The sequence below is a fragment of the Reichenbachiella versicolor genome (genome assembly GCF_003171675.1).
GTDB classification, from domain to species: domain Bacteria; phylum Bacteroidota; class Bacteroidia; order Cytophagales; family Cyclobacteriaceae; genus Reichenbachiella; species Reichenbachiella versicolor.
Genome location: NZ_QFZQ01000001.1, coordinates 53,473 through 66,787, shown reverse-complemented (window position 1 = coordinate 66,787; position 13,315 = coordinate 53,473). Strand labels below are relative to the sequence as shown.

The following is a 13,315-nucleotide window of genomic DNA, read 5'->3' as shown; positions in this document are numbered from 1 at the left end:
AATAATCAACCGAAATTCTATACGCTTCTACACACTATGACTAAAAACATTACACTTTTTTGATCCTCTGTCAGGGTAAAAATCTACTCAGGTTTCTTAATAGCAAATCACACATTTTGAAACCATGAAAAAGAATATATTAACCCTCCTTTTAGCTACTCTTCCCCTATTTGTATTTTCTAAAGAATTCGTTCAGACTGTGAGAGGAACTATTCTTGACCAAGATTCTAAAACACCATTAATAGGAGCCACTATACAAATCGTTGGTAGCAATCCAGTGATTGGTACGGTTACAGATATAAATGGACAATTTAGACTTAATGAAGTCCCCATAGGAAGGGTGAGTATTGCGGTTAGCTATATCGGCTATGATCAAAAAGTACTGTCAAACTTGGTTATCACCAGTGCTAAAGAAACAGTATTAGAGATCCCTCTACTTGAATCTGTGGAAAAACTAGACGAAATAGTCATCTCTGCAGCAGATGATAAATCAGAGGCCATGAACGAAATGTCAATCGTTTCTGCAAAGACGTTTAGTGTTGATGAAACGAAACGATTTGCAGGTTCATTCGCTGATCCAGCTCGTATGGTATCTAGTTATGCAGGTGTAACCAACGATCCAGAAGGCAACAACGACATAGTAGTCAGAGGAAATTCGCCAAAAGGAATACTCTGGAGATTAGAAGGGTTAGAAATTCCAAATCCCAACCACTTCGCTAACGAAGGCGCTACTGGTGGTCCTATTAATGCTATGAATCCAAACATGCTCAGTAATTCAGATTTTCTAACAGGAGCTTTTGCCCCTGAATATGGAAATGCTCTGTCCGGTGTATTCGATATGAGACTTAGAAAAGGCAATAATGAACAAAAAGAATACACTGCGGGATTGAGTACACTCGGAGTAGACTTCACTGTAGAGGGACCTTTTAGGAAAAATTATGATGGTTCGTATCTTGCCAATTATCGCTACTCTTCATTAGCGCTAATCAGTAGAGCAGGGATAATGGACTTCGGAGGAATACCCGAGTATCAAGACATGTCCTTCAACATCTACCTACCTATGAATAAAAAACACTATTTCTCATTTTTTGGACTTGGAGGACTTAGCTCGATCAGTACTGAGGACGAGGACAATGATACCGGAGAACTTTCTTACAGGGATAAATTTTCATCTAATATGGGAACCTTAGGGTTGACTCATAATTTCCTTATGAGTAAACGAACATTCTTAAAAAGTACCCTAGCTCTATCTGGAACCCGATTATTATATTTTGGAGAAGAACCAGATAATAATGGTATGATGCAAGTTTATAATGACGCTGACTTTCAAAAATCATACATGAGAGCACTTGCCTCGCTCAATCATAAATTCAATGCTCAACACAAACTAGAGGCTGGCTTGATATACACGCGATTAGGCTATGATATGCAGCAATTACTTCTTAACGAGGACACTGATATTTTAGAAGAAGTCATGGAAGATGAAGGCTCTTCCTATACCACTCAAGGATTTACTACTTGGAAATATCGAATCAATCGTGATTTGACTCTGATAAGTGGATTACATTATATACACTTTGGGCTCAATAACTCCTATAGCTTAGAACCACGTGGTGCAATCAGATGGCAATTCAAACAAGACAAAGCGCTTTTCTTAGGTGTAGGTGTTCATAGCAGGTTAGAAAGTTTAGCAGTATACCTCGGAAAAGAATCTCAGGATGATGGTACACTCATTCAAAACAATAAAAATCTAGAAACATCCAAAGCATTACACTATGTTTTAGGCTATGATCAAAACATAGGTGATTGGATGCATGCTAAGATTGAACTGTATTATCAGAGCCTGTACAATGTACCTATTGAAAACGTAACAGGCAGCACGTTTTCATTACTAAATTCGTCTGATGATTATGTCACCGAACCTTTGGTCAATGATGGTACGGGTCGCAATTATGGTATAGAGATGACTCTTGAACGATACCTTCATAATGGCATGTATTTCATGACGACTGGATCGGTTTATCGTTCATTATATACCGCTATGGATGGTATCGAAAGAAATACTGCATTTGCTGGAAATTATACTTTCAATGTACTAGGTGGTAAGGAGTGGAAATATGGTAACAGTCAGAAGCAAAAAGTCTTCTTTGTCAATCTTAAAACCTCCATAATAGGTGCTAAACCATACACACCTATTCTTTATGAAGAATCCATCAACAAAGGCTATGAGGTAAGAGATGACAGTAAACCTTTCACAGTTAAATCTGACGACATATTCATCTTGAATATTTCCATTGGTACACGTAAAAACAAAAAGAATACAACACAAGAGTTTAAAATTGATCTTCAAAATGCAACGTTTCAACAAGCTCCAGTAGATCTATACTACATAGATTCGTCTCAAGAAATCGTAGAGTCTCCTCAACTACCTTTTTTCCCTACGATCTCATGGAGTATTAGCTTTTAATGAATGAAGTTGCTCATGTCCTCTAGATGCAAATGGTTCTTAAGAAGTTTCTATCAGCTCGGCTAATGTAATAGTAAAGAGATTTGACCAAACCAGTTGTCAAATTGCTGTCTAAACTAAAGTCCATAGTCATTTCAGATTTTATAAATTGTTTTTTAGAACTGGTGTTTTACTGACTATGGTTTTAGTCTTTTTAGGTCAAGTTGTTACCCTCTTTTTAAGAGGTAGTTATTTATTTGTAAATAATTGATTTAGTTAAAGTTACACATTGCAATAAGATGGTTTTTAGTTTCATTGCTATATCAAACAGCTTGACAATAAAACCATGCAAAACAAACCAACATCAAACAAGCCACATGTGATCAAAGATTACAGTGCACTCGATACCTCAATGCAAGAAAAAATCAGAATGAAATATCCTGACGGGCTTGAAAAACACATGATCAGATTTACTAACAAGGAAGGTGTATACTCCAAAGCTTTACCGTTCGAAACAGAGGATAGAAAGTACTTAATTAGGATGACTTCATCGATGGCTAAAGACATCGAAAGAGGAAAAAACATTAGTGCTACTTTCGATAAGTCATTACTTGATCAAGATCTAAATGAAGGGGAATAAGCTTTACTGAAAAACTCTCCGACCCTAATAAGGGTACGGAGTATCTTCTGGTATTTTTGATGGTCTGACTCAAAAACGATTAATCAATACCCACAAGCCAATACCATGTGATTAACATTGAAAAACAATTATTAAGACTATAATTCTAAAGATAATTCCTCATTTCAACAGCTCAGAACAGTAAAAGAGTCAAGACGCCGATAGAGTTGCTTAATCAATTGGAAATACTCAATTCATTTCTTATTTATTAAACATACATGCCTTAAAACATTTTTTAATAAGTGTTTTATCATGTTTTTTACTGTTTTAACACCCAACTACGTAGAAAGTACTGAGAAAACTTTCCTAATGAACATGTTTGAACAAACTTGTAAGAAATAACCCTAAATTCTTAAACCCATTTGGCAGCTATGAAGAAGAAGTCTTTATTAACGACTTCACTGATTTTTTATGCAGTGACGTCACAGGCCGCCGACCTACCATTATCAACTGAGTCGATTACCTTTTCCGTAGATCATCTATGGGTACTGGTGTCAACTGCTTTAGTATTTTTCATGCAAGCAGGCTTCAAAGCTTTTGAAGTAGGAATGGTTCGTACTGAACATTCCAATGCTGTGAGCATCAAAAATATCATTGACTGGATCGTCGGAAGTCTTATTTTCCTTTTCGTCGGTTTTGGAGTCATGTTTGGAAAATCTCACTTAGGATTCATTGGTTCCGACCTATTTTTTGGAATAGGTATCCAAGACAACCCTGAAGGATCACCTCTTGGCACCATATTTTTCCTTTTCCAGATTGCATTTGCTACCACTGCACTTACTATTGTTTCGGGAGCGATGTCTGAAAGAACCGGTTTTATTCCTTACATGACCGCATCTGCATTTATTGCGATTTTCATATACCCTGTTTTTGGTCATTGGGTATGGGGAAATCTATTCTATGAGAACAACCCTGCTTGGCTGGCAGATCTTGGATTCATTGATTTCGCAGGATCAACTGTAGTACACTCCATTGGAGCATGGGTCGCATTAGTAGGTATTTGGATGATTGGTCCGAGACTTGGTAGATTCGATGAGAATGGAAAACCTGTTCATTTCAAATCATCCAGTTATTCCTATAGTGTACTAGGACTAATCATTCTGTGGTTAGGATGGTGGGGATTCAATGGAGGCAGTCAACTTGCTTTGGACAAAGCCGTAGGTGATATCATTCTAAATACAAACATTGCAGGAGCTACAGCTGGACTAGTTGCGTTTTTTCACTGTTACTGGTTTCAAGATCGAAAAGACTTGTACCCAAAACTACTCGGAGGAGTTATTGGTGGATTAGTGGCTATCACAGCTCCTTGTGCATATGTGAGCCATTTAGATTCACTAATTATTGGAGCTATTGCCGGATTAGTACACAATTACTCCTTTGATTTTTTACTTCACAAACTGAAGTTAGATGACCCCGTTGGTGCTATTCCTGTTCATGGTTTTTGCGGAGTATGGGGAACTTTAAGTGTAGCATTTTTTGGAGATTTGGCAGCCGATGTTTCAAGGCTAGAACAACTAGGAATTCAATTACTTGGCGTAGTTGTAGCATTCGTATTTACTACCTCAACTTCATTTTTAATGTTCGCTCTATTAAAGAAAACAGTTGGTCTACGAGTGTCTCCACAAGAGGAAAAAACAGGTTTCATCATAGGAGGTGAAAAAACTGAAGACGAAAATTCTGAGGATGAAATAGATGGTATGTCCGAGGAAGAACTAATGAAATTAATAACATCAGATCAATAAACGCACCAGTAAGAAAAAATGACAGTACACCAGATTTCAATTAAAGTAAAATCAGGCTATAACTTAATATCAGTAGACAACTATATAAAAATGTCTGCTAAAGATCGCGTTGGTTTGATTTCTCAGAAGCGTATTCAGTTTTTAGATGTGGAAGGTAATACTATACCGTTAATGCGGGCAGTAAAATCCATCAATAAGGCAAAAGCTGCGTAAGCCTCTTCAAAACATTTCACAAACTCTAGCTAAAACAGAAGCCGGAAAACTTTCGTTTTTCGGCTTTTTTATGCTTGTAAAACTGTACATGCCTCTGAAAACAAAATTCACCATACTAACACTAAGAATTATCACTGAATTGACATCGTCAACCTTGAATATTACCCGATTAAAAAATGGGAAGTGCTATCACCATACTGATAATTATACTCTTACTGTATTGGGCAATACAAAAACCTGCTACCCTAATTAATAGAGGTAAACTACTAGGAACATACCGTGTATCAATCAACGACCATGAATACTACATTGAAGAAGTAGAATTCAAAGGGTACCAAGAAGCCCTTCACAACTATTTCAAAATAGTCTATGACATAGACAATACAGTCACTTCTAAAAACGTCAAATTCGATCTATATGATTGGTCATTCAATATTTGGGAAATTGAGAATTCAATTATTGAAATTAGACATTTTCGTAGTTTCAATAAGGTTAGACTGGTCAAAAGTCTTACTCAGTTAACAATGGAAGAATATGAAAAAGACAATATGGGATTGGTTGAATTATAAACTATCGTTGCAAAAACTATAGACAAAAAAATAGCTCAAAGTATAAAACCTTGAGCCATTCTAAAAATTTAAGAAATGATGTAATTAAACTTCCCTTTCTTCTAATCCCTTACCACTTAGTGTTTGTATTGCATCCTCAATTGACATTACAATGTGATTTCTCATTTCAGCTTCTGCCCTTTCGCCATCTTGATTCTCAATAGCCTCTATGATAGCCTGATGTTCTGATAGGGTCTCTTCAGGACTTCTTAGTAAGCCAGCCTGCATGGCTCTCAAATGAACATTACTAATCACTTCTAATTGACCAATTACTTTATTCCCACTCCAATCTAAAATCAGACTATGGAATTGTCTGTCAGCTTTAGCATAAGCCTCCATTTTGATTTCTGACTTTCCTTCAAATGGTTTGAAACAAGCCTTAAGTTTTTTCAATCTATCAGGTGTAATTCTCTGTGCTACCAGCCTAGCAGAAAGACCTTCTAATACTGCACGACATTCGAAAATATCCACCAACTCATCCATATCAATTGATTTGACATACATTCCTCTTCGTGGAATACTTTCAACGAGCATTTCAGCATCAAGCCTTTGAAGAGCTTTGAGTAAAGGGCTTCGGCTTACGCCCAACTCTGCTGCTAACTTTTCTTGAACTATTTTCTGTCCTTGCTTAAGCTCTTGATTGAAGATCATTTGCTTGACCTTCGCATATATTCTATCTACCAATTCAAGATGTTCCACCCTGTATCATTTTTAATGTCGAATAATCCTGCAATTTAGTCTTTTGCGGCGAGATAAGAGCTTTTCATTTTGTTCAATGTATTTCGAATACTAAATTCAAAACTGAACATTTACCACAAAAAAACCAGCCCACACACCTATCATTACGAGGTTTGGACTGGTTTAGTGTTGTAAAGATAATAAGTTTAAGAGACAATTGGCACATTCGTTTTCTACTACAACAACCGAATGCACCATATTTTTGCCTCTATCTTTTTTGGAATTTAGCTTTTACGACTAAACCACCAGTATTTTACTCTATAAACAATTGTAAACAGCACTGGAACTATAATCAAAGTAAGGAATGTAGCTACTATCAACCCGAATATTACAGTCCATGCTAAAGGTCCCCAGAAAATCACGTTGTCTCCTCCGAAGTAAATTTTCGGATCGAAGTTGGTAAACAATGAGAAAAAGTCAACATTGAGACCTATTGCCAATGGAATTAAACCTAGAACAGTTGTTATTGCAGTAAGTATAACTGGTCTCAACCTTGCTTTACCCCCCTTAACAACCAATTGAACTACAGTATCTTTATCTAGATATTGCGTTTCATCCATCTTCAACTCTTCTTTTTTACGATCAATCAAAAGTTGAGTATAATCTAGTAATACCACTCCGTTGTTTACTACGATACCTGCAAGAGATATAATTCCCATCATAGTCATCATAATAACAAATGGCCATCCAGTTACAATCAAACCACCAAATACTCCAATGAAACTTAGGAATATTGCCAGCATAATGATTGCAGGTTTAGACACGCCTCCAAATTGAAATATCAACAAAAGCATAATCAAACCAAGACCCGTAAAGAATGCTCCCATTAAAAAATTCATCTGTTTTGTCTGCTCTTCTATCTGACCAGTATAATCAATCCTAACTCCTTTAGGTAATCCATCATAATCTTGCATCTCTTCTTGAATTTCAGCAACAATAGCCCCTGCATCCGTATAGCCTGGCTGTAATCCTGAATAAACTGTCACTACTCTTCTAGTATCTTTATGTTTAACCGCACTGAAACCAGATGTATTCTTAAATTTAGATACTGCTGATAATGGAACTTCTTTAATCTGTCCATTAGACTGATCTCTATAAATTATGTTCTGATTGAATAACGCACTTGTGTTATATCTCAAATCCTGATTAAACCTGACATTAATATCATAATCTTCACCATCTACTTTATAAACACCTGCTTTCTCACCAAAAAGAGATCGTCTTAACTGGCTCCCCACTTGTCCAACTGCTACACCAAGTTCTCCCGCTTTCTTCCTATCAACCAAGACTTCCATCGCTGGCTTGTCTTTATTAACATCAATCTTTAACTCCTCGATTCCACCGATGTTCTTAGAGTTAATGAAATCTCTCATTTTCTCAGCTGTACTTATTAACAAGTCATAATCCTTGCCTTCCAACTCTATATTGATAGGATAGCCTGCAGGTGGACCAACAGCGTCTTTTTCAACTGAAATCAATACACCAGGATATATACCTTTCAAAGCTTCTTGAACTTTCCTTCTTAGCTCTTCAGAATCCAATCCATTTCTGTATTTATATTCTCGCATAGATGCTGTGATCTTACCCCTATGAGGCATCTCTGCTGCAGAACCTCCATCAGTCTGAGGGTTCCCTGCTCCTTCTCCTACTTGAGATACAGCTGACTCAGTCATGAAATTGAAATCACCTTCGAAATACTCTTTATCATTAAGAATACTATATACTTTCTGTTCGATTTCTTTAGTGATAGCATTAGTCTTTTCAATAGCTGTCCCCTGAGGATACTCGATATACACTATGATTTGATTTGGAGTATTATCAGGAAAGAATTCTACCTTAGTTCTACCAGAGCCAATTGACATTCCAAAGAACATAAAAGCAGCAAAAAGACCAATAGTAGTGATAGAGAAGAACCAATAGATATTTCCTCCTCTCAAAGAAAACTTCAGTTGCTTTTCATAGAAGTTCTCAAACTTGACAAGTAAAGTTCTTTGAAACTTATCAGCTAATTTCTTGATCACATATTTATATAACCAGAACATAATTGCAGTGAAGATCAATAATGATCCAAGACCTCTTGCACTACCACCGAATACTAGCATAAATACTCCAAAGGACACTAAAATTAGCGTCAACCTAACCAAAGACTTTACACTGAGCTCCTTGTTACTAATGTCCATAAACCTTGATACCAACATGGAATTCATGAAAATGGCGACAAAAAGCGAAGAACCTAGAACAACAGATAATGTTATCGGGAAGTATTTCATGAACTGCCCCATCACCCCAGGCCACATTCCAAGCGGCACAAACGCTGCAACGGTTGTCGCAGTAGAGATAATAATAGGAAATGCTATTTCACCAATACCTACCTTCGCTGCCTGCAACCTAGTCATCCCTTCTTCCTCCATCAGACGGTAGACGTTCTCTACTACCACTATACCATTATCAACAAGCATTCCTAGTCCCATAATCAGCCCGAAGAGAATCATGGTATTAAGTGTATAACCAAACAGATTCAATATCATAAAAGACATGAACATAGACATAGGAATCGCAAAACCTACGAAAAGGGCATTTCTAAAACCTAAGAAGAACATTAAAACCGTAACAACCAGAATAATACCAAAGATGATGTTATTCACCAAGTCTTCTACCTGATTAAGTGTTCGTGGAGCAGAATTATTCGTGATAGTAACGGATAAATCTTTTGGCAATACTTCTGCCTGCGCAGTGGCTAAAATCTCCTCGATTTTATTTGCTGCTTCGATCATGTTTTTCCCAGCACGCTTTTTCACGTCAAGCATTACTACATTATGACCAAAATCTCTTGCGAAAGTAGTTTTATCTTCCTCTTTAAAAGTTACTTCAGCAATATCCTTAACATAAACCGGGGACTCTCCTTCATGCTTTACTACAAAATTTTTGAGCTGCTCCGGATCATCAATTTCACCTAGAATCCTGATAGTTCTACGTTGTCCACTAGCTTTCATATTACCAGCGGAAATAGTCATATTTCCGTTACTGATAGCTTGTAACACATTATCAAAGTTAACTTTAGCGGCCATCATCTTATAGACATCCACTGCAACCTCAACTTCCTTATCTTGAGCACCTCTGATAGCTACAGACTTAATTTCTGTTAACTTTTCGATCTCATCTTCTAAGTACTCACCGAATTCTTTTAAGCTTTCAATAGTATAGTCACCAGCCAGATTAACATTCATGATCGGCATTTCTTCTGATATATTCATATCGAATACATTAGGCTCTACCTTAGCACCATTGAACAATGGCCAATCTTCATTGGCAACCTCGCTATCTACCTTGTCCTTTACCTTCTGCTTTGCAGCATCCACTGTGATATCTTCATCAAACTCTACAGTTATGATAGAATAATCCTCCTGAGAAGTTGAAAGTATCTCTACTAGATTACTTACGTTCTTAAGTTGATCCTCTAGAGGGTCAGTAATTAACCTTTCAATATCTTCTGCAGTGTTACCTGGATATGGAGTACTTACATATATCTTAGTCTCCTTGACTTCTGGAAAATTTTCTCTTGGCATCGAAAAGTACGATGACAGTCCAACCAAAAAGAAAATCCCAATCATTACATAAATCACAGACGAATTGTTGATCGCCCATGTTGACAAACCAAATTGCTTGTCTTGATTGATTTGATCACTCATAGTTACCCGTTGATGATTTTAACTTTCTGGCCTTGTTTTACATTTCTTGCTCCTTCATTAATCAATTGATCTCCTACTTTGATTCCTGAAGTCACTTCCACTATATCGCCCTGTGTTTTGCCAGTTTCAACGATTTGTCTCTTAGCTAAACCAATATTCTTATCATCCACTTCATACGCCATGAATACGTACTGCTTACCTTCAGCATTTTCTGAGATAATACTTTGAGGAATCAAGATTGATTTTTCATTACTATAATCATTTATTTTTACCACTGCCGTCATATTTGGCTTGATTTGTTCGTCTGCATTTTGCACTGGAACCTCTACTGTAAATGACCTGTTCTGTGGATTAATAAAATTACCAGTCTGTCTAACTTTTGATTTAAGTTTCTTATCTAAAACTGGAATATATACCTCTACTTCAGTTCCTACATTTATTGATGAAATATAATTCTCCGGTACAGCAACTTCCACATACATGTTAGAAAGGTTAATAATTCTAAAAACCTCAGAACCCGGACCTGAAGGAGCTACTACTGTACCCTGATCCTTAATCACATCATCAATAATTCCCGCAAAAGGAGCTGTGATCTTAAACTTAGCTAACTGACTTGTCAGCTGTTCAACAGCCTTCTCTTGAGACTCATAATTAGATTTAGCCTGTAAAAATTGAATCTCTGTACCCACATTTTGATCCCAGAGTCTCTTCTGTCTTTCAAAAGTAGTTTTTGCTAACTCTAACTGAGTCTTTAATTGAATCAACTGGCTACTCATTCCTCCATCATCTATAGAAGCAAGCAATTGACCTTTTTTTACACGTTGACCTTCTGTCACATATACACGATACAAAACACCAGACATTTCTGGATAGATCAGTACATTTTTCTTAGTAGCTATATCACCTTGTAACTCAACAAAGTGCATAAATTGCTCTTCTGATGCCGATAATGTAGTAATCAAAGGTAAATTTCTATCACCCGAAATTTTTCTAATAGCCTCGTCCAAGACTTCTATGTCAGCAAGTAAATTATGATTTAAAGTTGACAACTCTTTTTTCTTTGCTCTGATCGCTTTGATGTCTCCGCTTTCGGCGATTTCTTGAACGCTAGTTTTATCCCCGCCACAGCTTGTAATCAAAACCGCTGACGCTATAATTGATGATAAAATATATTTTTTCATGTGTTTATGAGTTAAATCTGTTTAGAGTAAGACACCATATGCTTTCTGAAGTGCTATCTTAGAGATAAGTGCATCATACAGTGCGTTGAAATAGTTAGTTTGAGCTTCTTTATAAGATCCATCGGCATCTATCACTTCTATATTAGAACCGACACCTTCTTGATATTTCAGTTTAGCTACATCATAGACCTCACGTGCTAATTCCATATTTTCTTTTTGAGCTTTCATTCTATCAAACTCTCTATTATAGTTGGATATAGCCTGTTCGATTTCTACATCGATATTATTTTTCAAGAAGTCAATCTGATTATCAATTTTGTGGGATTTGAGCTGGCGCTGTTGCACTTGACGTCTTTTCATCAGTCCGTCAAAAATTGGCATCGTGGCTCTCAATCCAATAACGCTGTAAGGATGCCACTCTTCCAATAACCATCTACTGCCAGTCCTTGCCCCAGTTAAAGTACCTAACTGAGCATAAAGTCCAATTCGAGGATAATACTGCCCCCTAACAGTTTTAATATCCATTTCTGCCAATTTCTTATTAATATTAAGCTGATCAAACTCAACTCTATCCTTGTACGTAAAGGTCTCAACCTCAGAAAAATCAAAAAAACCAGCGTCCTCAATTTTATCTGTCAAATCAATTTTTTGATTTCGATTAAGTCCTAATTGGAACAACAATAAAGACTCAGACAAGTCTATTAATGCTTGATAATTATCCAATTCAACTTTTACATTATTATACTGAACCTGTACTCTACTAACATCTATTTTTTCTGCAAAGCCTCCTTCATAGAGACCTTTCGTATCTCTCAACAGGGAATCTGTTCTTAAAAAGTTGTTTTCAACTAATTCATATCTTTCCTTATTGACTAATACTAAAAAGTAAGCTTTTGAAACTGCTTCAGCGACATCTATATCGTTTTTCAGCTTATCTCTTCTTGCGAGGTCAGCATAAACTCTAGCTGCTTTGACTCCAGCAAAAAACTGACCGTCTATAATTAATTGTTCAAGACTTAAGTTCAAATCAGAAGTATAAGGAACTCCCAATGCAGATGCCTCAACATCAGTACCATTAGGATCGAAAGTACCATCAAACGCTCCCGCCGGTATAACAAATGGCCTTATATCATGATTATAAGCAATGTCTGCGGTACCATTGATCTGAGGTAGCCCTCTTGCTATTACCTCATCTATTTCTCTTTGTGCGACCTCTACATCTAATGCTGCATTTTTACTTTGCTGATTGTTTTCTATCGCAAAACTTATCGCCTGATCTAGTGTAAATGTCTTTGGAGACTCCTGTGCAAAACTTACCTGGTAAGCCAAGAGGACACCTAGTGCTAGTAGAATATTTCTATTTATCATTTTGTGTTGAGTTTCTTAATTTATCGAAAATTTCATGTCCTTCTACAGTTAACAAACCATAGACGAAGTGATCGAAAAGTTCCAGTTGTATATCCACAAGGTTGAACTTTTCTTTTGGGAATATTTTAGGATCAAATGCAAGCTGAATAGATTCAATACGATATAACGCTAACACCTCTGCATCAATACTCTGTCTAAAAACACCTTCGTTTTTACCTCGCTTAATCGCATCAACCACCATGTCTTTAATAAAAGAATATTTAAAATCTTCCCATAGCTGCCAAGAAGTTGGATGAAACTTTTGCAAGTCGAAAAGCAAGGATGGATTAATATCATTTAAATTCTTTCTGAAACATAGCGAGAACTTATATAATTCATCAATAGCATTATCTGACTTTTCTAACACCTCATTAAAATCCCTAATCTCCTGCTGAATATTAGATTCGGTCACATAACGTACCAAGCACTCTTTATCCTTAAAATATTGATATATAGTCTTTTTAGACATTCCTAACTCTCTAGCTATATCATCCATAGATACACTCCGTATACCATATCGATGAAACTGGCCATCTGCTACTTGTAATATTTTCTCTTTTGTATCCATATCGTACTGCAAAGAAACGGAAGAAACTATCAATTCTCCAAAAG

10 protein-coding genes are annotated in these 13,315 nt (G+C 36.5%); 5 read left to right on the top strand and 5 right to left on the bottom strand.

Annotation, left to right across the window (positions count from 1 at the left end; all coding sequences use genetic code 11):
- Window positions 1-124 precede the first annotated feature (124 nt).
- The 5 genes from DKG80_RS00320 to DKG80_RS00300 all read left to right on the top strand — a co-directional run bounded on the left by DKG80_RS00320 (window position 125) and on the right by DKG80_RS00300 (window position 5,649).
- Window positions 125-2,467 carry a TonB-dependent receptor gene (locus tag DKG80_RS00320; RefSeq protein WP_109829292.1) on the top strand — a complete coding sequence of 781 codons (2,343 nt, stop codon included), beginning with the start codon at window positions 125-127 and terminating at the stop codon, window positions 2,465-2,467.
- 325 nt (window positions 2,468-2,792) lie between these two features.
- Entirely contained in the window at window positions 2,793-3,086 is a 294-nt protein-coding gene (locus tag DKG80_RS00315) for a hypothetical protein (protein ID WP_109829291.1), read from the top strand.
- Between the two features lie 410 nt (window positions 3,087-3,496).
- Complete coding sequence (locus DKG80_RS00310; protein WP_109829290.1) at window positions 3,497-4,867, top strand: ammonium transporter; 1,371 nt, start codon at window positions 3,497-3,499, stop codon at window positions 4,865-4,867.
- Window positions 4,868-4,885: 18 nt separating this feature from the next.
- Window positions 4,886-5,080 (top strand): hypothetical protein, encoded by a 195-nt coding sequence (locus DKG80_RS00305; RefSeq protein WP_109829289.1) that lies wholly within the window; start codon window positions 4,886-4,888, stop codon window positions 5,078-5,080.
- 176 nt (window positions 5,081-5,256) lie between these two features.
- On the top strand, window positions 5,257-5,649 hold the full coding sequence (locus DKG80_RS00300) for a hypothetical protein (protein WP_109829288.1): 393 nt from the start codon (window positions 5,257-5,259) through the stop codon (window positions 5,647-5,649).
- An 84-nt stretch (window positions 5,650-5,733) separates the two neighbouring features.
- Here the strand turns inward: DKG80_RS00300 and DKG80_RS00295 are convergent, their stop codons facing one another.
- From DKG80_RS00295 to DKG80_RS00275, 5 genes are all read right to left on the bottom strand, one after another.
- Window positions 5,734-6,387, bottom strand: a complete 654-nt coding sequence (locus DKG80_RS00295) for a GntR family transcriptional regulator (protein ID WP_109829287.1) — start codon at window positions 6,385-6,387, stop codon at window positions 5,734-5,736.
- 263 nt (window positions 6,388-6,650) lie between these two features.
- Complete coding sequence (locus tag DKG80_RS00290) at window positions 6,651-10,115, bottom strand: efflux RND transporter permease subunit (RefSeq protein WP_109829286.1); 3,465 nt, start codon at window positions 10,113-10,115, stop codon at window positions 6,651-6,653.
- Window positions 10,116-10,117: 2 nt separating this feature from the next.
- Window positions 10,118-11,296 (bottom strand): efflux RND transporter periplasmic adaptor subunit, encoded by a 1,179-nt coding sequence (locus DKG80_RS00285; protein WP_109829285.1) that lies wholly within the window; start codon window positions 11,294-11,296, stop codon window positions 10,118-10,120.
- Window positions 11,297-11,317: 21 nt separating this feature from the next.
- The gene (locus DKG80_RS00280) at window positions 11,318-12,664 is read right to left on the bottom strand and encodes a TolC family protein (RefSeq protein ID WP_109829284.1); all 1,347 of its coding nucleotides are present in this window, start codon (window positions 12,662-12,664) and stop codon (window positions 11,318-11,320) included.
- Window positions 12,654-13,271 carry a TetR/AcrR family transcriptional regulator gene (locus DKG80_RS00275; protein WP_109829283.1) on the bottom strand — a complete coding sequence of 206 codons (618 nt, stop codon included), beginning with the start codon at window positions 13,269-13,271 and terminating at the stop codon, window positions 12,654-12,656. Before DKG80_RS00275 ends, DKG80_RS00280 begins: the two co-directional genes overlap by 11 nt.
- Window positions 13,272-13,315: the final 44 nt, after the last annotated feature.

Excerpts from the sequence above, each read along its gene's own strand:
- DKG80_RS00290 (WP_109829286.1), bottom strand. The coding sequence starts at position 10,115 with ATGAGTGATCAAATCAATCAAGACAAGCAATTTGGTTTGTCAACATGG.
- DKG80_RS00320 (WP_109829292.1), top strand. The coding sequence starts at position 125 with ATGAAAAAGAATATATTAACCCTCCTTTTAGCTACTCTTCCCCTATTT.
- DKG80_RS00280 (WP_109829284.1), bottom strand. The coding sequence starts at position 12,664 with ATGATAAATAGAAATATTCTACTAGCACTAGGTGTCCTCTTGGCTTAC.
- DKG80_RS00315 (WP_109829291.1), top strand. The coding sequence starts at position 2,793 with ATGCAAAACAAACCAACATCAAACAAGCCACATGTGATCAAAGATTAC.
- DKG80_RS00300 (WP_109829288.1), top strand. The coding sequence starts at position 5,257 with ATGGGAAGTGCTATCACCATACTGATAATTATACTCTTACTGTATTGG.
- DKG80_RS00310 (WP_109829290.1), top strand. The coding sequence starts at position 3,497 with ATGAAGAAGAAGTCTTTATTAACGACTTCACTGATTTTTTATGCAGTG.
- DKG80_RS00275 (WP_109829283.1), bottom strand. The coding sequence starts at position 13,271 with ATGGATACAAAAGAGAAAATATTACAAGTAGCAGATGGCCAGTTTCAT.
- DKG80_RS00305 (WP_109829289.1), top strand. The coding sequence starts at position 4,886 with ATGACAGTACACCAGATTTCAATTAAAGTAAAATCAGGCTATAACTTA.
- DKG80_RS00285 (WP_109829285.1), bottom strand. The coding sequence starts at position 11,296 with ATGAAAAAATATATTTTATCATCAATTATAGCGTCAGCGGTTTTGATT.